This is a genomic window from Jutongia sp. SJQ-6, from assembly GCF_054161275.1.
The window spans coordinates 708,629-731,922 of sequence record NZ_CP195314.1 but is presented as its reverse complement, the minus strand read 5'-3'; the positions used below and the strand labels follow the sequence as shown (position 1 = coordinate 731,922).

General features: G+C 44.0%; 23 protein-coding genes. All 23 read left to right on the top strand.

All coding sequences use genetic code 11. The features are described 5' to 3' along the window. Window positions 1–3: 3 nt before the first annotated feature. The 23 genes from ACSAJE_RS03390 to ACSAJE_RS03280 all read left to right on the top strand — a co-directional run bounded on the left by ACSAJE_RS03390 (window position 4) and on the right by ACSAJE_RS03280 (window position 23,256). The gene (locus tag ACSAJE_RS03390; RefSeq protein WP_458009673.1) at window positions 4–795 is read left to right on the top strand and encodes an OadG family protein; all 792 of its coding nucleotides are present in this window, start codon (window positions 4–6) and stop codon (window positions 793–795) included. Window positions 796–821: 26 nt separating this feature from the next. Further along, a complete protein-coding gene (locus ACSAJE_RS03385; protein WP_458009672.1) occupies window positions 822–1,184 on the top strand; it encodes a biotin/lipoyl-containing protein in 363 nt (120 codons plus the stop codon). Between the two features lie 13 nt (window positions 1,185–1,197). After that, window positions 1,198–2,346 (top strand): sodium ion-translocating decarboxylase subunit beta, encoded by a 1,149-nt coding sequence (locus tag ACSAJE_RS03380; RefSeq protein ID WP_118506625.1) that lies wholly within the window; start codon window positions 1,198–1,200, stop codon window positions 2,344–2,346. An 89-nt stretch (window positions 2,347–2,435) separates the two neighbouring features. Continuing rightward, window positions 2,436–3,842 carry an oxaloacetate decarboxylase subunit alpha gene (locus tag ACSAJE_RS03375; RefSeq protein ID WP_458009671.1) on the top strand — a complete coding sequence of 469 codons (1,407 nt, stop codon included), beginning with the start codon at window positions 2,436–2,438 and terminating at the stop codon, window positions 3,840–3,842. A gap of 159 nt (window positions 3,843–4,001) precedes the next feature. Then, complete coding sequence (gene ylxM / locus ACSAJE_RS03370; protein WP_022025752.1) at window positions 4,002–4,358, top strand: YlxM family DNA-binding protein; 357 nt, start codon at window positions 4,002–4,004, stop codon at window positions 4,356–4,358. Window positions 4,359–4,577: 219 nt separating this feature from the next. Continuing rightward, window positions 4,578–5,612, top strand: coding sequence for an Ig-like domain-containing protein (locus ACSAJE_RS03365; protein ID WP_118690379.1), 1,035 nt, complete (start codon window positions 4,578–4,580; stop codon window positions 5,610–5,612). 131 nt (window positions 5,613–5,743) lie between these two features. Next, complete coding sequence (gene ffh / locus ACSAJE_RS03360) at window positions 5,744–7,090, top strand: signal recognition particle protein (RefSeq protein WP_118690380.1); 1,347 nt, start codon at window positions 5,744–5,746, stop codon at window positions 7,088–7,090. Window positions 7,091–7,123: 33 nt separating this feature from the next. After that, window positions 7,124–7,369, top strand: coding sequence for a 30S ribosomal protein S16 (gene rpsP, locus ACSAJE_RS03355; protein WP_458009670.1), 246 nt, complete (start codon window positions 7,124–7,126; stop codon window positions 7,367–7,369). Window positions 7,370–7,395: 26 nt separating this feature from the next. Next, the gene (locus ACSAJE_RS03350; protein WP_022025756.1) at window positions 7,396–7,626 is read left to right on the top strand and encodes a KH domain-containing protein; all 231 of its coding nucleotides are present in this window, start codon (window positions 7,396–7,398) and stop codon (window positions 7,624–7,626) included. A 314-nt stretch (window positions 7,627–7,940) separates the two neighbouring features. Then, entirely contained in the window at window positions 7,941–8,444 is a 504-nt protein-coding gene (gene rimM, locus ACSAJE_RS03345; RefSeq protein WP_022025757.1) for a ribosome maturation factor RimM, read from the top strand. Window positions 8,445–8,453: 9 nt separating this feature from the next. After that, window positions 8,454–9,203, top strand: coding sequence for a tRNA (guanosine(37)-N1)-methyltransferase TrmD (trmD, locus tag ACSAJE_RS03340; RefSeq protein WP_022025758.1), 750 nt, complete (start codon window positions 8,454–8,456; stop codon window positions 9,201–9,203). Then, window positions 9,187–10,380 carry an FAD:protein FMN transferase gene (locus tag ACSAJE_RS03335; RefSeq protein WP_458009669.1) on the top strand — a complete coding sequence of 398 codons (1,194 nt, stop codon included), beginning with the start codon at window positions 9,187–9,189 and terminating at the stop codon, window positions 10,378–10,380. Before trmD ends, ACSAJE_RS03335 begins: the two co-directional genes overlap by 17 nt. Window positions 10,381–10,397: 17 nt before the next feature. After that, window positions 10,398–10,754 carry a DUF4190 domain-containing protein gene (locus ACSAJE_RS03330; protein WP_118690383.1) on the top strand — a complete coding sequence of 119 codons (357 nt, stop codon included), beginning with the start codon at window positions 10,398–10,400 and terminating at the stop codon, window positions 10,752–10,754. Between the two features lie 219 nt (window positions 10,755–10,973). Then, window positions 10,974–12,452 carry a stage IV sporulation protein A gene (spoIVA, locus tag ACSAJE_RS03325; RefSeq protein ID WP_118690384.1) on the top strand — a complete coding sequence of 493 codons (1,479 nt, stop codon included), beginning with the start codon at window positions 10,974–10,976 and terminating at the stop codon, window positions 12,450–12,452. A 164-nt stretch (window positions 12,453–12,616) separates the two neighbouring features. Next, entirely contained in the window at window positions 12,617–13,951 is a 1,335-nt protein-coding gene (locus ACSAJE_RS03320; RefSeq protein ID WP_182448254.1) for a C40 family peptidase, read from the top strand. A 136-nt stretch (window positions 13,952–14,087) separates the two neighbouring features. Next, window positions 14,088–15,797 (top strand): MutS-related protein, encoded by a 1,710-nt coding sequence (locus ACSAJE_RS03315; protein ID WP_458009668.1) that lies wholly within the window; start codon window positions 14,088–14,090, stop codon window positions 15,795–15,797. Window positions 15,798–15,995: 198 nt separating this feature from the next. Continuing rightward, window positions 15,996–16,661 (top strand): BofC C-terminal domain-containing protein, encoded by a 666-nt coding sequence (locus tag ACSAJE_RS03310; RefSeq protein WP_182434094.1) that lies wholly within the window; start codon window positions 15,996–15,998, stop codon window positions 16,659–16,661. A 32-nt stretch (window positions 16,662–16,693) separates the two neighbouring features. Then, on the top strand, window positions 16,694–17,974 hold the full coding sequence (locus ACSAJE_RS03305; RefSeq protein WP_458009667.1) for an aminoacetone oxidase family FAD-binding enzyme: 1,281 nt from the start codon (window positions 16,694–16,696) through the stop codon (window positions 17,972–17,974). Beyond that, window positions 17,971–19,620: an NAD(P)/FAD-dependent oxidoreductase gene (locus ACSAJE_RS03300; RefSeq protein WP_458009666.1), complete on the top strand. Its 1,650-nt coding sequence runs from the start codon at window positions 17,971–17,973 to the stop codon at window positions 19,618–19,620. Before ACSAJE_RS03305 ends, ACSAJE_RS03300 begins: the two co-directional genes overlap by 4 nt. A 90-nt stretch (window positions 19,621–19,710) precedes the next feature. After that, window positions 19,711–19,941, top strand: coding sequence for a DUF896 domain-containing protein (locus ACSAJE_RS03295; RefSeq protein WP_022025813.1), 231 nt, complete (start codon window positions 19,711–19,713; stop codon window positions 19,939–19,941). Then, window positions 19,942–20,520 carry a 5-formyltetrahydrofolate cyclo-ligase gene (locus tag ACSAJE_RS03290; RefSeq protein ID WP_458009665.1) on the top strand — a complete coding sequence of 193 codons (579 nt, stop codon included), beginning with the start codon at window positions 19,942–19,944 and terminating at the stop codon, window positions 20,518–20,520. 121 nt (window positions 20,521–20,641) lie between these two features. Further along, window positions 20,642–20,908 (top strand): 30S ribosomal protein S15, encoded by a 267-nt coding sequence (gene rpsO / locus ACSAJE_RS03285; RefSeq protein ID WP_118690391.1) that lies wholly within the window; start codon window positions 20,642–20,644, stop codon window positions 20,906–20,908. A 251-nt stretch (window positions 20,909–21,159) separates the two neighbouring features. After that, window positions 21,160–23,256, top strand: a complete 2,097-nt coding sequence (locus ACSAJE_RS03280; RefSeq protein WP_022025810.1) for a polyribonucleotide nucleotidyltransferase — start codon at window positions 21,160–21,162, stop codon at window positions 23,254–23,256. The last annotated feature ends 38 nt before the right edge of the window (window positions 23,257–23,294 follow it).

The following is a 23,294-nucleotide window of genomic DNA, read 5'->3' as shown; positions in this document are numbered from 1 at the left end:
AATATGAAGAAGAAAGTGTCTTTGATTCTCTGCATTCTCACCTGTGCTTTGCTGGTAGCAGGCTGTAACATCAGCTTGACGAAACAGAACAAAAATTTCAACGAAAAGAAGTTGGAAAAGCAAACAGATAAATATCTGCAGAAGTGGTTTACAACAGACCACAAAGGTCAGGTAGAGCAGTTAGAATCCGCAATTGAGTATTATGATGGAATGAAAGACAGTCTCAGTGAAGACGAATGGAATTCCTATTTAGAGCAGCGCAAGACAGCCAAAGAACAGATCAAAGAGTACAAAGAGGCTGTTAAGCAGAAAAAGAAGTTTGGTGACGAGATGGATAAAAAGATCTCTACAGACTTTACGGTAAGTTCTACTTCCGCAACAGTCAATGAGACCATCCGCACAACAAAAGGTAAGACATTCATCTATTCGGTATCTTATGACAAAGACGGTAATAAGACCGAAGAAAAGATTGATGAATATAAGACAATGGGAGCAAAGATGGCCAAGGCCGGCATAAATACGATCCTTAGTATGGCAATCGTATTTTGCGTATTGATCTTTATATCCCTGATCATTGCCTGCTTCAAGGTGATCGGTTGGGCTCAGAACCGCAAGAATGCTAAGCAGGTTGATAAGGCAAAGGCTCAGCTCGCTTCAGTAGAAACAGCACCGCAGCCGGTAGAGGAGAACCTCGTTGATGATCTGGAACTGGTTGCTGTGATCACTGCAGCCATTGCAGCAAGTGAAAATGCAAGCGCAGATGGATTGGTAGTTCGTTCTATCATTCGTCGCTAACACAAAAATAATTGGAGGACAAATCGATGAAAAATTATACAATTACTGTGAATGGTAACGTTTATGATGTAACAGTGGAAGAGGGTGCAGCAGGTGCAGCAACAAGCGCACCAAAGGCAGCAGCACCAAAAGCTGCAGCTCCGAAAGCAGCACCAAAGGCAGCAGCAGGACAGGGTTCTGTTAAGGTGAATTCCCCGATGCCTGGTAAGATCCTTTCTGTAAAGACCAGCGTAGGTCAGGCAGTGAAAAAAGGCGAGGTTCTAATGATCCTTGAAGCTATGAAGATGGAGAACGAGGTGGTAGCACCGGAAGATGGAACTGTTGCCAGCATTGATGTAGCTGCGGGTGATTCTGTAGAAGCAGGAGTTGTACTTGCAACATTAAACTAGGAGGGATCTAACATTGGATTACGTAATTAACACGTTAGAGAACTTAGTAGGTCAGACTGCGTTTGCCAACTTAACGCTTGGCAATTATCTTATGATCTTAGTCGGCTGCTTGTTTCTCTATTTGGCGATTAAAAAAGAATATGAGCCATTGCTGTTAGTTCCTATTGCGTTTGGTATGATCCTGGTTAATATTTATCCGGATATCATGGCGAATCCAGAGGATACTTCAAACGGTGTTGGCGGTTTGTTACATTATTTTTACATTTTGGATGAGTGGAGTATCTTACCTTCCCTGATCTTCTTGGGAGTAGGAGCGATGACCGATTTTGGTCCGTTGATCGCAAATCCGATGAGTTTCCTGCTTGGTGCAGCAGCTCAGTTTGGTATTTTCTCCGCTTACCTGATTGCAATCTGGTTTGGCTTTTCTGATAAAGCTGCGGCTGCAATCTCTATCATTGGTGGTGCCGATGGTCCGACATCTATTTTCCTTTGCGGTAAATTGAAACAGACAGAATATATGGGACCGATCGCGGTTGCCGCATATTCTTACATGTCTTTGGTGCCAATTATCCAGCCACCGATCATGAAGTTATTTACTACGGAAAAAGAGCGTAAGATCAAGATGGAACAGCTTCGTCCGGTATCTAAATTGGAGAGAATCCTGTTCCCGATCATCGTTACGATCATTGTATGTTTGCTGCTTCCAACGACAGCACCACTGGTTGGTATGCTGATGCTCGGTAACCTTTTCAAAGAGTCCGGTGTTGTAAAGCAGTTGACAGAGACTGCAAGCAACGCATTGATGTACATCGTTGTTATTCTTCTTGGTACATCGGTAGGCGCATCTACCAGTGCAGAGGCATTCTTAAAAGTTACAACCTTAAAGATTGTTGCTCTTGGTTTGATCGCATTTGCAGTAGGTACCGCAGCAGGTGTATTGTTCGGTAAGTTGATGTGCCTGGTTACAAAGGGCAAGGTAAACCCATTGATCGGTTCTGCAGGTGTATCTGCTGTGCCGATGGCAGCGCGTGTATCGCAGAAGGTCGGTGCCGAAGCGGATCCAACCAACTTCCTGCTTATGCATGCAATGGGACCTAACGTTGCCGGAGTTATCGGTACGGCAGTTGCCGCCGGTGTATTTATGGCAATCTTTGGAATTTAACACTAGAAACATATAATTAGTCGCGAGAAGATCATATACAGCCCTTTGGCTGGCTGTATACATCTTCCGGCGCAGAAAAGAGGAGAACTATGGCAGAGAAGAAACCATTGAAGATTACGGAGACCGTACTTCGTGATGCGCATCAGTCTCTGATTGCTACTCGTATGACAACAGAGCAGATGCTTCCGATTGTTGATAAAATGGATAAGATTGGATACCATGCAGTAGAGTGCTGGGGTGGAGCTACATTTGATGCATCCCTTCGCTTTTTGAAAGAGGATCCATGGGAGAGACTTCGTAAGTTAAGAGACGGCTTTAAGAATACAAAGCTTCAGATGTTATTCCGTGGACAGAATATTCTTGGTTATAATCATTATGCAGATGATGTGGTAGAGTATTTTGTACAGAAATCTATCGCAAACGGTATTGATATTATCCGTATCTTTGACTGCTTGAATGACCTTCGCAACTTGGAGACAGCGGTAAAGGCCGCTAACAAAGAGAATGGTCATGCGCAGATCGCATTGTCTTATACATTGGGTGATGCATATACATTAGATTACTGGAAAGACATGGCTAAACGTATCGAGGATATGGGTGCAAAGTCACTTTGTATCAAAGATATGGCTGGTCTGCTTGTTCCGGCAAAGGCTACAGAGCTTGTACAGGCATTGAAAGAGTCTGTAGAGATTCCGATCGACCTGCATACACATTATACTTCCGGTGTGGCTTCTATGACTTATATGAAGGCAGTAGAGGCAGGCTGTGACATCATAGATACGGCGATCAGCCCATTCTCTATGGGAACCAGTCAGCCGGCAACAGAGGTTATGGTTGAGGCATTCAAGGGTACTGAGTATGATACCGGTCTGGATCAGACAAAACTTGCTGAGATTGCTGATTACTTCCGTCCAATGCGTGAAGATGCATTGAAGAGTGGTTTGATGAATACAAAAGTACTTGGCGTTAATATTCAGACACTTCGTTATCAGGTTCCTGGTGGAATGCTTAGTAACTTGGTATCCCAGTTGAAAGAGATGGGACAGGAAGATAAATATGAGCAGGTATTAGAGGAAGTGCCAAGAGTACGTAAAGATTTTGGTGAGCCTCCTTTGGTTACACCTTCTTCACAGATTGTTGGTACACAGGCGGTGCTTAACGTAGTATCCGGTGAGCGTTATAAGATGGTAACCAAAGAGTCTAAAAAGCTTCTGTCCGGTCAGTTTGGCCAGACAGTTAAGCCGTTTAATCCGGAAGTACAGAAGAAATGTATTGGCGATGAGAAGCCGATCACATGCCGTCCGGCAGATCTGATCAAGCCACAGCTTGCAGATATTGAGAAGGAAATGGCACAGTACAAGCAGCAGGATGAAGATGTGTTGTCTTATGCATTGTTCCCACAGGTTGCTACTGAGTTCTTCAAATACCGTGAGGCACAGCAGAATAAAGTAGATGCAAGTGCTGCAGACACAGAGACAAAGGCTTATCCGGTATAATTGATTTAAAAGATTAAAGTTGCGCTTGAGGTGATTTCTATCTGTGTAGGATAGAAATTGTCTCAAGCATTTTCTCTATACAGGACTTTTTATTCCTGAAGATCGAGAATATCAAATAATATTCCGTGGGGATGCGGTTGAAAATGGAGGATGGACACAATGGAAAGTAATGCGATAGAAGAGAGAGTTGAATTATCTATGCTGTATGACTTTTATGGTGCCTTGTTGAAAGAAAATCAGCAAAGAATGTTTGAAGCGTGCATCTTGGATGACTATGGTTACACAGAGATAGCGGAGGAAGAGGGGATTTCAAGACAGGGCGTATACGATGCGATCAAGCGTGCTTCGAAGCAATTACGGGAATATGAGCAGAAACTTGGCCTTGTGGCACGTTTTCAACGTCATAAGGCACAGGTAAAACAGGTACAGAAAGAATTGGAAGCCAAAGGTTTATCCGGTGATGAGGAGCAATGGAAGACGTTGTTCACGCTGTTAGAGGAGATCACATCGGAATAGGGATCACATATATCTGGCTGGGATTATATTAGAGCCCGGGATATAGATTTTAGTTATTGTGAGGATATGGTTGCATTAGCTGACATATTTTAGTATAGTTATTACAAAGCAGTTTGGCAGTAGGATTCTGTCAGCCTTTAAGTTTGTATCTGCTTTAGAATATACGGCAGATATGAAGCGTATGAAAATGATTGTTTTAAAAGAATAGGAGGGTGAAGTATGAAAAAAACATCAAGAGTATTAGCAATACTGTTAGCATTAGCACTTATTGTAGGGATGGGACCATTTAGTACGAAAGACGTTTCGGCGGCAACTGATGAGAGCTATATGTTAGAGGCATCCGGAGCAGCTACGGCAGGAGTGCCGATCGAGGCAACATTTACGATGCAGAGCAGTGGCGTGGCTCAGTTTGCAATTGCTGTAGCAACGCAATGTAATGTAACATATTCATTCCGTAATAGTGCGGGAGAGACAGTATATGGACCAAAGACTTTTTTGGAGTCAGATTCCCAGTGGAGTTCAACAGGAAGTTATCCTGCATTTGCATTTGCAGTGAATGTGCCGCAGGGAACATATACCATTTCTGTAACTTTTGATGTTGATCAGCTGGCTTATGCAGTTCTTGGACAGCCTGATCTGACATCTACGCCGACACCGACGCCGAAGTTGGCTCCAACCATTGACTCTAAGACGTTGACGATCACAAAGGGATTTAAGGATCAAATAAAGATCTTAAATGCAGGTGGTGCCAGGATTACTTATAAATCCAGCAACGCAAAGGTTGCAGCAGTGAACAGCAAGGGTAAGGTGACAGCTAAGAAGAAAGGTACAGCGACGATCACGGTAAAGACGTCTACCGGTTTTACGATTCCTTGCAAGGTAATTGTAAAAGATAATGTATATACGGTACGGAAAGTTGCTGTGAGTGCATTGCCGGCAGGAAGTTTTGGTGTGAATGTATATAAGATGTCTTATGACAAGAAAGGTAACCTTGTCTTAAAAGCCAGAATGTTAAATAACCGTGGTTACAAGGCAAAATATTTGAAGAATTTTAAGATTACGGTAAAAAACGGCAAAGGAAAGAAAATTGGCGTATATTCAGCTAAGAAATTAACGATCAATTTGAAATCCGGTAAATCTAAGGCATATACCTTTAAGATCAAGAAATCCAAGCTGAAAATTAAAAAAACACAGGATCTGCGTAATGCCTCTTATCCGAAGTCAACCGGAAAGTACTATTATACGTATCGATAATAGCAGTATTTGTGTCGCCGGACAATGATAATAGATTTTAACTTTAGAAAAACTTTGTCAAGAAAAATGCTTGACAAAGTTTTTCTGGTTCGTTATACTATGACTTGTGTTTGACAAAGAGGAGGTTATTTATGGCATTCGATTTGACAGAAAAATTACAAAATGTTTTTAAAAACCTTCGAAGCAAAGGTCGTTTGACCGAGGAGGATGTAAAGGCAGCACTTAAGGAAGTCAAGATGGCTTTGTTAGAAGCTGATGTAAACTTCAAGGTTGTTAAGAACTTTGTGAAAAAAGTGCAGGAACGCGCAGTTGGACAAGATGTTCTAAACAGCTTGACACCGGGCCAGATGGTCGTGAAGCTGGTAAATGAGGAGCTTGTCGCATTGATGGGAAGCGAGACGACAGAGATCGCACTCCGGCCCTCCAATGAAATAACAGTACTGCTGATGTGTGGTCTGCAAGGTGCCGGTAAGACGACAACAACGGCGAAGATAGCCGGAAAGCTTAAGAAAAAAGGCAGAAAGCCTTTGCTTGTAGCATGTGATGTGTATCGTCCGGCAGCGATCGACCAGTTAAAGATCAATGGTGAGAAACAGGATGTGGAAGTTTTTGCCATGGGGACAAATCATAAACCGGTTGATATTGCGAAAGCAGCGATGGAGCATGCATCTAAGAATGGATTGAATGTGGTGATCTTGGATACAGCGGGTCGACTTCATGTGGATGAAGATATGATGGCTGAGCTGCAGGAGATTCAAGCGGGTGTTGCCATAGATCAGAAGATTCTGGTCGTTGATGCGATGACCGGTCAGGATGCGGTAAATGTAGCTTCTACGTTTAATGAAAAGATCGGTATTGATGGTGTGATCCTGACGAAGTTAGATGGTGACACGCGAGGTGGTGCTGCACTTTCTATCAAGGCAGTTACCGGGTGTCCGATCCTATTTGTTGGTATGGGCGAGAAGCTTTCGGATCTGGAACAGTTTCATCCGGATCGTATGGCATCGCGTATATTGGGAATGGGTGATGTGCTAACCTTGATTGAGAAGGCAGAGGCTGAGATCGATCAGGATAAAGCCAAAGAGATGGAGAAAAAATTCCGTAAAGCGGAATTTGATTTCAATGATTTCCTGGATCAGTTAGCCCAGATGAAGAAGATGGGTGGTATTCAAAGTATTTTGAGTATGCTGCCCGGTATGGGGCTTCCGGCTGATCTGAATATAGATGATGATGTGTTTAAGAGCACAGAGGCGATCATATATTCAATGACTCGCGAAGAGCGTGGTAATCCCGCTATCATCAATCCGTCACGCAAACGTCGTATTGCGAAAGGCGCAGGAGTTGATATTTCAGAAGTTAATAAGCTGATCAAGCAGTTTGAGCAATCCAAAAAGATGATGAAGCAGATGTCCGGTATGATGGGCGGTAAAGGCAAACGTCGTCGTGGAGGCATGCCAAAGTTGCCGTTTGGCTTTTAACGATATAAACGCAGATTTAAGGAGGTGAAAATCGTGGCAGTAAAGATCAGATTAAGAAGAATGGGTAAGAAGAAAGCATCTTTCTATAGAGTAGTTGTAGCTGATTCCCGTTCTCCAAGAGATGGAAAGTTCATCGAGGAGATTGGTACTTACGATCCTAATCAGGACCCTAGTGTATTCAAGTTTGATGAGGAAGCAGCAAAGAAGTGGTTAGCAAATGGTGCTAAGCCAACTGAGACAGTAGGCAAGCTTTTGAAGCAGGCTGGAATCACAGAGTAATTCTTGTACACGGGGAGGTTTCAGGTATGAGAGAATTGGTAGAAGTTCTTGCACAGTCCCTTGTTGACCACCCTGAAGAGGTCACCGTTCAGGAGACTGAGAAAGATAACGAGATTCTGTTAGAGCTCAAAGTAGCTCAAGAAGATATGGGCAAAGTTATTGGAAAGCAGGGACGTATTGCTAAGGCAATACGTGCTGTTGTCAAGGCTGCCGCTTCTAAGACAGACAAAAAGGTTATCGTGGAAATTGGTCAGTAAACTGACTGTTTACGCCTGTAGCTTATGCTATGGGCGTTTGTTTCTTTATAGGATTAGGGTGTCAAAAGGTCTGAATTTCCCTGACGGGCTATTTTCTCGAATCTTTGACCACAATATCTATCAACGATGCGCCGCATCGCCTCAAGATATTGTAGCGCAAATCTTCAAAAAAATATCTCTGTCATGAAAATGGACTTTTGACACCCTAATCCTTATAGGAACCTGCTCACAATGTGGTGCTATGCCACCAAGAATTGCTTTAGCAATTCTTGCAAAGTAAAGTGCTGGCGTTGCTTTTTTATTGGAGGATAAAAATGGAAGATATGTTTCGCGTTGGCGTAATCGCTAATACACATGGTATTCGTGGGGAAGTCAAAGTGTATCCTACGACAGATGATGTGACACGTTACAAAAAATTAAAAGAAGTTTTATTAGATACCGGAAAAGAATATAAGACCTTAGAAATTGCATCGACACGATTTTTTAAGAATCTCGTGATCGTGAAGTTCAAAGGGATTGATAATATTAATGATATTGAACAATACAAAGGCCACGATCTATATGTCACGCGTGAAAATGCAATCCCATTGGAAGAGGGAGAATATTATCTGGCAGACATTATAGACGCCAAGGTTGTTACGGAAGAGGGAGAAGATTTTGGCATTTTGAAAGATGTCTTGGAAACAGGAGCCAATCTTGTATACGTTGTCGAACACGAGGGGAAAGAAGTACTGCTTCCTGTTATACCGGAATGTGTTAAAAACGTCGATGTCTCCGCTGGGATCGTAACGGTACATATTATGAAAGGATTAGTGTAAAAAACAAATATGAATTATCATGTAATGACATTATTTCCGGATATGATCACCAATGCGATGTCAGAGAGCATTACCGGCAGAGCATTAAAAGCAGGCTATTTGGCGCTGGAAGCTGTCAATATTCGAGATTTTGCGGATAATAAACACAACAGAGTAGACGATTATCCATACGGTGGGGGCGCCGGAATGGTTATGCAGGCAGAACCGGTATACCGCTGTTATGAGGATATTATGACAAGGATCCGGGAGCAGGGCGGATCAGCAGCTGCGAAGGTGATCTATCTGACACCGCAGGGAAAGGTCTTTGATCAGCAGATGGCAAAAGAGTATGCCAAAGAGGAAGATCTGATCTTTCTGTGTGGTCATTATGAAGGGATAGACGAACGCGTGTTGGAACGGATCGTTACAGATTATGTTTCCATTGGAGATTACGTATTAACCGGTGGGGAACTTCCGGCATTAGTGATGATGGATACGATTTCCAGATTGGTTCCGGGTGTACTAAACAATGATATGTCGGCAGAAACAGAATCTTTCTCGGAAGGGTTGTTAGAATACCCACAGTATACAAGACCGGCAATATGGAGAGATGAAGCGGTTCCAGAGGTGTTACTGTCGGGCCATCATAAGAAATTGCAGGAATGGTATCGACGTGAGTCGGTCATTCGGACAGCTAAGCGGCGTCCGGATATGTTAATGCAGGCACAGTTATCAGAAGAGGAAAAGGAATTGGCAGAGCAATATGCAGACTTGGAATAAAAGACGATTGATAAATACGTTAGCTATTTTTATAATAGCCGGAGTTATGGTGTATCTGATCGGGAGTGGTCATTTGCCGCGGAAGCAGCAGAATGAGACCAAGAATATACAAGGATTTGCGTTTGATACGACCTATCAGATCACAATCTATCAAGGTGGCACGAAAAAGACACTGCAAAAGTGTGTGTCGGAATGTAGTTCCTGCGAAAATGTGATCAGTCGGACGAAGAAAACCAGTACTGTGTACCGGATCAATGCTTTGTCAAAGAAGTATGAGGAGCTTCTTCCGGGCAAATTGTGTCAGTCTTTGCAAAAAGGACAAACGATCATGTTGTCTAAACAGCAGAGAACAGAGTATGAGGCAAAACTGAAGCAGGCATTGCCGGAAGCGTATACAGAGCTTGCTTGCCATGTTAGTTCCGATGGAAGCATATCTTTTCAGGTAAATGATACGCTGCAAAAACTGGTGAATTATTCGTTCAAATATGGTAAACTGTCTAAAGGATGTTTTACGATGGGAATAGAGCCTGTTAGCAGCTTATGGGATTTTTCGACAGATCAGCCAACTGTGCCACAGGACGCGGAGATTCGCAAGGCGCTGACCTATGTGGGAGATGAGCATATTCGTTTGCATAATGATCGATTATCGTTTTCGGTGCCCGGCACCGGCATTGAATTTGGAGGGATCGCCAAAGGATATATAGCAGACCGCTTAAAAGATCTGTTGCGTCAGGATGGTGTGACATCAGGATTGATCGATCTGGGTGGAAATATATTATGTTTGGGCAATAAACCGGATGGAACTGCGTTTCGGATCGGAGTCAGACAACCGTTTTCAGATCGGGATGCAGTAATTGATACCGTAGCAGTGAAGGATCTCTCTGTGGTATCTTCCGGTATTTATGAGAGATGTTTTAAGCAGAACGGAAAATTCTATCATCATATATTGGATCCGTCTACCGGTTACCCGGTGGATAATACGTTGATGGCGGTGACAATACTTTCAAAAGCATCTGTAGATGGAGATGGATTGTCTACCACTTGTTTCGGCTTAGGTTTGGAGAAAGGGATGGAATTGATCGACTCTTTGGACAATGTTGAAGCGGTGTTTGTGACAAAGGATGAAAAAATGCATTATTCCAAGGGCTATGCGAAGTATCGCGCCATGCAGAAATAATGCGGAAAGGGGTCATAATGGAAGAAAATGGTTACACGAAAGCTCCGCAGGAGGGATATTATGTGCCAGAGGAGCCAAACCCGGGAATGGCAGTAGCCGGAATGATCTGTGGTATTTTATCGATCGTGTTATGTTGTTGCTCGCAGTATATCACATTGCTCCTGGCCGTTGTAGGATTGGGATTATCCGGTTATGTACTGGCAAAGCAAAAGGCGGGTACCGGGATGGCAATTGCCGGGCTAGTATGCTCGATCCTTGGATTACTTATTTCGGTTTGCCTGATCATCGTGAGTTTGTTTTTTGTGGCAAATCAGAACACTATTTTGAAAGAGATACAGCAGCTTTCAGCATTGGCTGGTTCTTTGAAGATATAAACATATATGGATAACAGTATGAAAGGCAGTGTATGAATGCACTGTCTTTTTTGAATGATAGGAAATTGCTGTTGTGTAGCGTGATGCCATCAAGAATTGCTTTAACAATTCTTGCAAAGCGCTGACTTTGCTTTTTTGTCATATTCTGTTATGCCGGTGCATAGATTGTGGTAGAAACCTTAGAGTAGCATGGCATATATTATGGAAGGGGAATGCCTGATGAGTGAATTTCAAGTATATAAAGATCTTGCTGAACGCACAGGAGGAGAGTTTTATCTGGGAATCTGCGGACCGGTGCGAACCGGTAAATCGACCTTTATCAAACGTTTTATGGAATTATTGGTCTTGCCGGAGATGGAACAGGAACACGAAAGACAACGTGCTGTAGATGAACTCCCACAGTCGGCTGCCGGCAAAACGATCATGACAACGGAGCCGAAATTTATTCCCAAAGAGGCGGCAAATGTTAAACTGTTTGGAGAAAATGAAGTTAAGATCCGCTTGATCGATTGCGTCGGTTACATAGTTAAGGGAGCAGAGGGACTTTACGAGGAACAAAATGAAAGAATGGTTATGACTCCTTGGTCAGAAAGTCCAATGCCTTTTACACAGGCTGCCGAATTTGGCACAAGAAAAGTGATTCATGATCATTCAACGATTGGAATCGTTGTGACAACTGACGGCTCTTTTGGAGATTTGCCAAGAGAGGCATTTGAAGATCCGGAGAAACGAACGATCCAGGAGTTGACAGCGATAGGAAAACCATTTGTGGTACTTGTAAATTCGGCAAAACCTTATGGTTCAGAGACCGCAGCATTGGTGGAAAAACTGGAGCAGACATATCATGCGGTCGCTATGGCTGTCAATTGTAACCAGCTTCGCCGGGAGGACGTTCTTGCAATTTTAGAAAAAATCCTGTCTTCTTTTCCGGTACGCCAACTAGCCTTCCATTTGCCGAAATGGGTAGAGATGCTGCCACAGGATCATTGGCTGAAGCAGGAACTGGTGCAAAAAGTTCGTATGATTTTGGGTGGGATCAGCAGACTGTGTGATGTGACAGCCGCCAATCTGGCGATCACCAGTGATGCGATCAAGGGGTTTCGGATTGGCCGGATCGGTATGGAAAACGGAGAAGTCCGGATCGACACATTATTTGATGATGGAAGATATTATCAGATACTTAGTGAATTGGTCGGGACACAGATAGATGACGAGTATCAACTGATCCATTTGCTGCGAGAATATGCTGACAATCATGCAGAGATCGACAAACTGAAAAATGCGTGGGAGGAAGTACACCGTAAGGGGTACGGCGTTGTGACGCCATCGGTAGATGAGATTGAGATCGATCAACCGGAACTGATCAAGCACGGCAGTAAGTATGGTGTGAAACTTCGAGCTGTCAGCCCATCTATTCATTTGATACAGGCCAATATCGAGACAGAGATAGCCCCGATCGTTGGTACGCAGGAACAGGCCAATGACTTGATTGCCTACATTGCAGATCAGCATGGGGAAGATGATGAAAAAGGTATATGGGATACCAATATCTTTGGAAAAACCGTCCGTCAATTGGTTGAAGAGGGGATGGATACGAAAGTGGATCGACTGGGAGATGAGAGTCGTATCAAATTGCAGGAAACCATTCAAAAAGTGGTCAATGATGGAAATGGCGGACTGGTGTGCATCATTATTTGACAATTTCTTAACAGTTTGTTATACTTCGTAATATATTTGTAACAATTATACAAAATAAATAACAGAAATACTTTCTACGACCGTCTGCGTTGCAGGCGGTCGATGGAGAAATAAGGATCCTGTGTGTTTGTTGCAGACAGGATCATGAGAATATGGAGGATAACATGGATAAGAATAAATTACATGTAGTGATCGGAATGGCAGTTGCATCCTTGGGTGTCATCTGTCTGGGACATGTCGTTTCAGCAGGTAATGATTGGAGCACACAGACGGAAAAGCCATTGGCAGGATTAGCGGTATCTTTTGATAAATATTGCGAAGATGCTCTGCAGGATATGGAACTTGAGGAGGCGTCAGAAGCACTTACTAAGGTACCGGAGCAGGACAAGGCTGAGGGTGTGACACAGACTAACGCTGTTGTACAGCAGACCGGCACTTCCGGTCAGTCTGCACAGAGTACGACAGTACAGGCGACGGTGACAGCAACACCTGCACCGACAGCAACACCTGCGCCGAAGAAGATCAAGCTGAATCTTGTGTATGATCGTTTGGGCGTGGTACAGGTCAAGAATTATGTGAATGTACGTAAAAGACCAAGTGAGAATGCTAAAATAGTCGGAAAGATGACAAATAATTCCGGTTGTCATGTATACAAGATCAAAAAAGGATGGGCTAAGATCGTATCCGGTGGTGTGAGAGGTTTTGTCAAAGCCAGTTATCTGATCACGGATGAGAAAGCGGAGGCAAAGGCTCAGAAAGTAGCAACATTGCGTGCAACGGTTACAACTGAAACGTTAAATGTACGTTATCTGCCGTCAACGAAGGCAAACGTATTTGACCAGATTTCAGCAGATGAAGATTATAAGATTACCAGAGAGAAATTAACCAAAGGCTGGCTGGATGAATATATCCGCAAAAATGTGAAGAAGTCTCAGCTAAAGGGGATTGACAAAGAGAAAATGTATGCTGACCTGAATAATTGGGTTATGATCGCTATTGATGACGACAGAGCATTTGTATCGAAAGATTTTATTAAGATGACTTACAATCTGAATCGTGCCGTTTCGATCAAAGAAGTAGGTCAGAGTAAAAAGTCCGGCAAAAAGGGCGGCAGTCGATCACAGGATAGAGACAGTGGAAGCTCTTCAGGAGCATCTTCCTTGATCTCCTATGCAATGCAGTTCTTGGGCAATCGTTATGTATATGGTGGTACAAGCCTTACGAGCGGAACAGATTGCTCCGGCTTTACGATGCGTGTATTCCAGCGCTTTGGTCATTCACTGCCACGTACGTCCGGTGCACAGGCATCTGCGACTAGAAGCGTATCACAAGGAAGCGAAAGACCGGGAGATCTGTTCTTCTATGGAAGTGGACATGTCAGCCATGTAGCAATCTATATTGGAAACGGTCAGATCATTCATGCAAGTAACCCGAGCGATGGAATTAAGATTTCCAGTGCTTATTATCGCAAGCCGATCAAGATCGGCCGTGTTTTATAAAAATGATGTCCCGGCGTAGAGTTATCTTATGTATAACGGGTAGCTTAGTGCCTGCATCATACAATAATTCTAATTGGAAAGAGAGAGTTGCAATAAACTCTCTTTTTCTTTCGTAATTACATGTGGAGGTTTCAAAATGGACATAGGAATTAAGATCATTATCGCAGTAGTAGTAATTTTGGTGCTTATCGGGATCAAAATGGTCTGTGATGAAAAGGCGAGAAAGAAGCGGATGAGAGAGTTTCTGATCAACTCATGGGGAAAATCTGCAGACCGTAATTATTCGGAGGAACAGTGGAATGCTATTGTCAGCTATTATAAGGTGTTAGAAAAAAAGGCGGAGGAAAGCCAAAAGCATGAATTTGTGGACGATATTACCTGGAATGATCTGGATATGGATGAAGTGTATCAGGTATGGAATCATACACGGACTTCGATCGGGGAAGAATATTTGTATGCAGCACTCCGTCATCCGATTGCTTCAGATGCAGAAATGGAAGAACGCGAGCGAGTGATCACATATCTGTTGGAGAATACACAGGAACGCATGTATTTACAGGAGGCGCTTGCTGAGATCGGCAAATTAGAACGAATGTCCGTGTATGATCATTTGGAATTAATACAGGATATGAAACCGATCGGGGCACTGCCTCATATATTGGCAGGTGTCTGTCTGGTCGGCGCTCTTATAGGCTGTGCCTTTGCACCGGAATTTATGGTGATCGCCAGTATTGCGATCATGGGTGGAAATATTATATCGTATTATCAGGCTAAGGCAAAGGTGGACAGTTATATACGGCTGTTTACGTTTATACTGCATATGGTAGAGCAATGCGAGGGCGTTGCGAGGAAGACGATTCCGGGTCTTGAAAAGTATCAGGATCAGCTAAAAAAGCAGACATCCTGTTTTGGAAAATACAGACGTTTCTGTTTTTTGGTGAATGGTGGAAGCGGGATGTCCGGAGATATTATGGATTCGTTGATGGACTATATAAGAATTTTGTTCCATGTAGATCTGGTCAAAATGTCGACAATGATCCGTGAGGCAAAAAAATACGAGCAGCAGTTGCGAATCATGTATGATACGATAGGATATTTAGATACGATGTTATCGACGGCATCTTGCCGTATTATGTATGGAGAATATTGTGTACCGCAGTTGTCACATCAGGCAAATGGAAAGTTTGCGGTAACTGAAATGTACCATCCGTTGATCCCGGAGGGAGTCAGAAATTCTATTACGGCAGAGCGCAGTGTGTTATTGACGGGATCGAATGCATCGGGAAAATCAACATTTATCAAGACAGTAGCACTCAATGCGATCTTAGCGCAGACATTGCATACGGTTTTAGCGGAGAATTATCAGGCTTCGTGGTTTTGTATCGCCTCGTCCATGGCGCTGCGAGATGATATATTAAGTCAGGAAAGTTATTATATTGTGGAGATCAGATCGTTAAAACGAATCTTAGATCTGACAAGATTGTCGGAACTGCCGGTGCTTTGCTTTATCGATGAGGTACTTCGAGGAACCAATACAGTCGAAAGAATCGCTGCTTCCAGCCGGATCTTGCAGGCAATAGCAGAACAGGGCGGATTATGTTTTGCAGCCACGCATGATATTGAACTGACGTATTTATTAGAGAAAGAATACGATAATTATCACTTTGAAGAACAGGTGGAAGATGATAAAGTGACGTTTGATTATTGCTTGCGAGAAGGTCGTGCCTGCACAAGAAATGCGATCCGGTTGCTAAAAATGCTTGGGTATGATGAGAAGATAGTAGACGATGCCAACGAGCGCGTTGCTTTATTTTTGAAATCTGGCAATTGGGTGTCATCCCATTAAGGTGGCAGGTAACCGGTTGCCATTATATTGAGCAGACAGAAATTTGTGGCAATTTTAACTATAGAGCGTTGAATTGGTAGTTATGTCGGGATAAGGGTATATCTTTCTTGTTTCGTGGGAAAATGGTACTAAGACATCTAATACGGTCCAAACAGGGCAGTGATCTAAGTGTGGATGCTTAGTAAGGAGGAAACAAGAATGAGAAAACGCAGATTTTTATATTGGAGTGCGGCATTTGGAGCATTGACAGTCGTTGTGTTAATGAATTATTATTGTTATCGTGCAGCGATGGGAAAGTATACGCAGCTTAGCCGGTCATATCGTGAGGAGATTGCCGGAGCCGTACAAAAAGAAGTTTCTAAACAGGTCGAGGTCAAATTCGAAGATCTGTCAGAGGGGCTTCCGGTGGCAAACACAGAGGAAATGTTATCGGTTAATACGGTGTATCAGATTGAAAATTACGACAAAGTGAAAGACCAGACCACGACAGAATACGAAACGATTCCGGAGGAATTAGTTGGTTTTAACAGGGAAGAAGCAGATGGCTATTTCAAAAAGTACATGCAGAATCTTCCGGTGGAGGAGTTCTTAAATGGTTTGCAAAGTATAGGGATCACAACATTTTCGAAAGATCGGATCATTGTGCGAAAAATTTATGATCCTTCAAAAGTAAAATATCGTTATTATTTGATCGCAGTAGATGGAGAAGTGGTTGTCTATTATGGTGACCAGAAGACGGTTTATGAATATACCGGAATATCTACGGATACTTTGTCGAAAGAGGAGCAGATGTCATTAAAAAATGGCATTGAAGTAAAAGATGAAGATGCCTTATATGGCTTATTGGAAAATTATTCTTCATAAGAGCAGTAATAAAAGGAACAGGGAGGATGAAGATGCGAAGCATACCTGTACTTGTGGCGGGAGGCGGTGCGTCCGGAATGGTTGCAGCGATTGAGGCTGCAAAGCTGGGCGCTAATGTTACCGTGATCGAAAAGAAAAATAAACCGGGTAAAAAGATTTTAGCGACCGGGAACGGACGCTGCAATTTTACGAATCGAAATCAGGAAATATCCTGTTATCACAGCAGTGATGATATGTTAGTTCAAATGGTGCTACAGCGGTTTGATCACCAAAAAGTCATTGATTATTTTTGGGAAAGCGGTGTGATGTCAAAAGAACGTGATGGTTATTATTATCCGTTATCCGGGCAGGCGGCTTCGGTACGAGCTATGTTAGAGCGCGAGATGGATCGGTATAAGGTGGAGGTTCATTGTGACGAAACGTTGCAGCGGATCATTCCGAGAAAGGATCTGTCCGGTCAGAATATTACCGGTTATGAAGTACAGACGGACCGCGATAAATATCTTGTACGTAAACTGATATTAGCAGTTGGCGGCAGTGCGGCTCCTGCACAGGGTACGACCGGAGATGGTTATCGTATGTTGCAGGAACTTGGAGTGGCGATCGTACCGCCATTGCCAGCATTGACATCGATCGAACTCGATGATGCCTGCTGTAAATTATGGAGTGGTGTCCGAATTATGGGACAGGTAGAGCTGTGGTGTGAGGGCAGCAGACTGGCAGAAGATATTGGAGAGATACAGATGGTTGCCAAAGGGATTTCCGGTATTCCGGTATTTCAGATCAGCGGAAGAGTTTCCCGCCTCTTGTATCAAGGAAAAGAACCTTATTTAAAACTTGATGTTATGCCGGATCATACCAAAGAACAGGTTATGGAAGAACTGTTGCGCCGGGTTAAGACCTATGGAGTTGGAAGAAGTCTGGGGGATGTTTTGGACGGTATGCTTCCGGATAAATTAGCGAAAGCATTGTTGCAGGCATTGCATAAGAGCCCTGGAGACGGGGCTGAAATATTGCAGGAGGACAGATGGCAAAACGATCTGGCAGATCAGATCAAAGGCAAAAAATTACATATCCGGAAGGTGAGTGATTTCGACAAGGCGCAGGTTACAACCGGAGGCGTGGCTTTAAGCGAACTGCAGGCTGACACTTTGGAACTGATCAAGTATCCGGGAATATATGTTACCGGAGAACTGGCGGATGTAGATGGGATCTGTGGTGGCTACAATCTGCAGTGGGCTTGGTCTAGTGGACATTTGGCAGGGCAGAGTGCGGCGTGTGCATTAAAAACAAAGATAAGGAGTAGATCATGATACAGATCACACAGATAAAAGTACCGTTGGCCAAGGTACAACAGGAGGTGCCTGCCGAAGCACTTCGTCGTGGTATATTGACGGAGTCTGAATATGCATTGGTATGCAAGGCGGCGGCAAAGTTATTGCACCGCAAAGAATCACAATTGCGGGATTTGACGGTGAAAAGGCGTTCCATCGATGCGAGGCATAAGGATGCAATCGTGTTCAGTTATACCGTGACGCTTTGTCTGGATGGCGAACATAAGCTGTTGCAGCAGAAAGCATTTCAATCGAAAGTTACTTTGGTGAAGGCATCAAAGCAAAGGAAAGTTGTTACCTTTGCAGATACGATCAGTGCTCCGGTTGTGGTCGGCATGGGACCGGCAGGTTTATTTGCTGCATTAGAGTTGGCGAGAGCCGGGTTAAAACCGGTTATTTTGGAGCGGGGAAGCGATGTCGATGTGCGAAGGCGCAAGGTGGATCATTTTTGGCAGACAGGAGAGCTGGATCCGGAATGTAATGTGCAGTTTGGGGAAGGCGGAGCCGGAACCTTTTCAGACGGCAAACTCAATACGATGGTAAAGGATCCTTCCGGCAGAAACCGAAAAGTGCTGGAATGTTTTGTGGCGCATGGAGCACCGGAAGAGATTTTGTATATGCAGAAACCGCATATCGGAACCGATAAACTTCGAGAGGTAGTACGGTCGATCCGGGAAGAGATCTTAGCGCTGGGCGCAACGGTGCATTTTGACACGCGTTTTGTGAGGTTTCTCTTGCAGGGGGACCGCATTTGTGGCGTGGAATATGAACAGGCGGGCAGAATTTCGCAGATGGCGTGTGAGACCGTGATACTTGCCACAGGACATAGTGCAAGAGATACGTTTATAGAGCTTAAAGAACAGGGCGTTGTTATGCAGCCTAAGGCATTTGCTGTAGGCGTGCGGATGGAACATCCACAGGAGATGATCGGTTTATCGCAGTATGGAGAGGCGGCTAAGATCCTTCCACCGGCTTCATATAAACTGACCAATACAACATCGGATGGCAGAGGCGTGTATTCTTTTTGCATGTGTCCGGGTGGACAGGTTGTCAATGCCTCTTCGGAGTGTGGAAGGCTGGTTGTCAATGGTATGAGTGAATATGCCAGAGACAGAGCCAATGCGAACAGCGCCATTGTCGTAACGGTGGGACCGGAAGATTTTGGCGAGGGGCTGTTTGACGGTATGCAGTTTCAACGTCGGTTGGAACAGGCCGCCTATGAGCAGGGGCAAGGAAGAATTCCGGTACAGCTATTAGGGGATTTTCTACAGAACCGGGAAAGTACAGCACTTGGCGAAGTGACGCCGTGTCTGTGTGGGGAATATACGCTTACCAATGTGCGAAGCATTTTACCAAAAGAGATTGGCGATGCCATTGCGGAGAGCATTCCGCAGTTTGAAAGACGTATCCATGGATTTGGAAGAGTGGATGCGATCGTATCCGGCGTGGAGACGAGAACGTCATCTCCAATCCGCATTATACGGGATGATACGCTGCAGGCAAATTATGAAGGGGTTTACCCATGCGGTGAGGGTGCCGGTTATGCGGGAGGAATTACTTCGGCGGCGATGGATGGGCTGAAAGTGGCAGAACAGCTTATGCAGCAATTGGGAGAAAAGAAGTAACGGAAATTTCTCATACCGGAAGTTACTGTTTGAAGAACATATGTGCAGCATATTTAGAGCAAAAGATCATAGAAAGGAATGTAGAAAAATATGGATGATAAGAAAATTGCAAGAATTAACGAATTGTATCACAAATCAAAATCAGAAGGATTGACGGCAGAAGAAAAGGCAGAACAGCAGAAATTGCGCAAAGAGTATATCGACTCCGTCAAAAATAATCTGCGTGCGCAATTAAACAATGTAACGATTGTCAATCCGGACGGAACGACAAGAGATCTTGGTAAGGAAATGGCAGCGAAAGAGAGAAAGAAGGGACATTAATTGACCAAGGAAGAGCTTCGTGGGCAAATGCGTGCCATGCGTGCCGAACTAACAGGGGATAAGAGAGATGCAGCAGAGCAGCAGGCAGTAGATCATATGATGGCTTTCTTACGTCAGAAGAGGCCTCGCCGGTTCTATCCATTTGTGTCCTGCCGTACAGAGATCGATACACTTCAGTTATTGCAGAGAGTGTGGAAAGAACTGCCGGAAATAGCAGTGGCAGTGCCTTGCGTGGAGGAACAGCGGATGCAGTTTTATGAAGTAAGGGCAATGAATGATCTGCACAGAGGCACCATGGGGATATTAGAGCCGGCTGGTGCGGAGCCGGTTCGGGCAGAAGATGGAGTTATGCTGGTGCCGGGGCTTGCTTATGATGAAAGAGGTTACCGGGTCGGGTATGGTGCCGGATTTTATGACCGCTACTTTGCGGAATATGGATTGTGTAAACCGAATGCCGGAGGAGTACTCAAGATCGGTTATGCATTTTCGTTTCAACTTGTGCAGCGGATGGAAGCACAGGAGCATGATGTTGCATTGGATGCGCTTATGACAGAAAAGGGAATAAATTTTTTCGGATAACACTTTACAGACAATCGGTTTTGTGTTAATATGTGAAAGTTGTTAATACCGTCACTCAGAAAGTGGTCACTCCGTCCATTTCTTAGTGATTGGAGAAAATAATTGATAGGAGGATTTTATTATGATCAGTAAAGAGAAGAAAGCAGAAATCATCAAGACTTATGGACGTACTCCAGAGGATACAGGTTCACCGGAAGTACAGATCGCTATCTTAACAGAGCGTATCCATGAGTTGACAGAGCACTTAAAGGTTAATAAGAAAGATCATCATTCCAGACGTGGTATGTTGAAGATGATCGGTCAGAGACGTAACCTTCTTGCATATCTTCAGAAGAAAGATCTTGAAGGATATCGTGCATTGATCGAGAAGCTTGGTCTTAGAAAATAATCAAAGTAATGGCTTGTATCGGCCGGTTGTGTATAGATTGCACAACCGGTTTTTTGCTGTTGCATATCATATGGTTCCATGATATAATTATACAGATAGTGTGCAGGCGGTTTCCGAGACTTCTGAAAAGATAATCTGAGCAGGTCGTTTTTTCAGTTGTTTCGGCTATGCCTGCATCCGGACGAGACAGGGAGTGTGCTGTGCCTGCCTTGTGCCGAGTATATTTTACAGCACGGAAATGAGGTTAATATATGTCATACAAGACTTATTCAATGGAGCTTGCAGGCAGAACTTTATCAATTGATATTGGACGAGTTGCTAAGCAGGCAAACGGTGCAGCATTGATGCACTATGGAGACACAACTGTATTATGTACGGCTACAGCATCCGATAAGCCACGCGAGGGAATCGATTTTTTCCCATTGTCTGTAGAGTTTGAAGAGAAGATGTATTCCGTTGGAAAGATTCCGGGAGGATTTAATAAACGTGAAGGTAAGGCTTCTGAGAATGCAGTACTTACAGCACGTGTTATCGACAGACCAATGCGTCCGTTGTTCCCGAAGGATTACCGCAATGACTGTTCTTTGAACAATCTGGTACTTTCCGTAGATCCGGAGTGTCGTCCGGAGTTAGTTGCTATGATCGGTTCTGCAGTGGCAACAAGTATTTCTGATATTCCTTTTGCAGGTCCTTGTGCTACAACACAGATGGGACTTGTGGATGGTGAGTTTATCGTCAATCCAAATCAGGAGCAGTGGGATAACGGAGATCTGCGTTTGACCGTAGCTTCTACTCGTGAAAAAGTTATTATGATCGAAGCTGGTGCGAATGAGCTTCCGGAGGACAAGATGATCGAAGCGATCTATAAATGTCACGAAGTAAACCAGACGATCATTCAGTTTGTTGATCAGATCGTTGCTGAGGTCGGCAAGCCAAAACATGAGTATACAAGCTGTGCGATCCCTGAGGAGATGTTTGCAGCGATCAAAGAGATCGTTCCTCCGGCAGAGATGGAAGAGGCAGTATTTTCTGACGATAAGCAGACAAGAGAAGAAAATGTTCGTCTTGTAACTGAGAAGTTAGCAGAGGCATTTGCGGATAAAGAGGATTGGTTAGAGATCCTTGATGAGGCTGTATATCAGTATCAGAAGAAGACAGTTCGTAAAATGATCTTAGTAGATCACAAACGTCCGGATGGACGTGCGATCGATCAGATCCGTCCGCTTGCAGCAGAGGTTGATCTTGTACCGAGGGTACATGGCTCCGCAATGTTTACACGTGGACAGACACAGATCTGTACGATCACAACGCTTGCACCGCTTTCTGAGTGCCAGCGTGTTGATGGATTAGATCCAAATAAGACAAGCAAGCGTTATATGCATCATTATAACTTCCCGTCTTATTCTGTTGGTGAGACAAAACCTAGCCGCGGACCTGGACGTCGTGAGATCGGACATGGTGCATTGGCAGAGAGAGCTCTTGTTCCGGTACTTCCAAGTGAGGAAGAGTTCCCATATGCAATCCGTACTGTTTCTGAGACTTTTGAATCCAACGGATCAACTTCTCAGGCAAGTATTTGTGCATCTACAATGTCATTGATGGCAGCAGGTGTACCGATCAAGAAACCGGTTGCAGGTATTTCCTGTGGATTGGTAACCGGTGATACAGACGATGAATATCTGGTATTGACAGATATTCAGGGCTTAGAGGATTTCTTCGGTGACATGGACTTTAAGGTGGCAGGTACCAAAGATGGTATTACAGCGATCCAGATGGATATTAAGATTCATGGACTTACAAGACCGATCGTTGAGGAGGCAATTCGCCGCACACGTGAGGCAAGAATGTACATTTTGAATGAGGTTATGCTTCCGGCAATCGGTGCACCTCGTGAGAAAGTGGGCACATATGCTCCGAAGATCGTTCAGATTCAGATCGATCCGCAGAAGATTGGCGATGTTGTTGGTCAGCGCGGTAAGACGATCAATACATTGATCGAGCGTACCGGTGTGAAGATCGACATTACAGATGACGGTTCCGTTTCTGTTTGTGGCGAAGATGAAGCGATGATGCAGGAGGCAATTCGCTTGATCCAGATCATTACAACGGATTATTATGAGGGACAGATCTTAGAGGGCGATGTTGTCAGCATCAAGGAGTTCGGTGCATTTGTTGAGTTCGCTCCGGGCAAAGAAGGAATGGTTCACATTTCTAAGATTGCAAATGAGCGTATCAATCATGTTGAGGATGTTCTTACCCTTGGAGATCATGTAAAAGTGGTATGCTTAGGTAAGGATAAGATGGGACGTACCAGCTTCAGCATTAAAGATGTAAAAGATCAGTTATAATCTTTTATTTATGCAGTAGATTATAAGGATTGTCATAG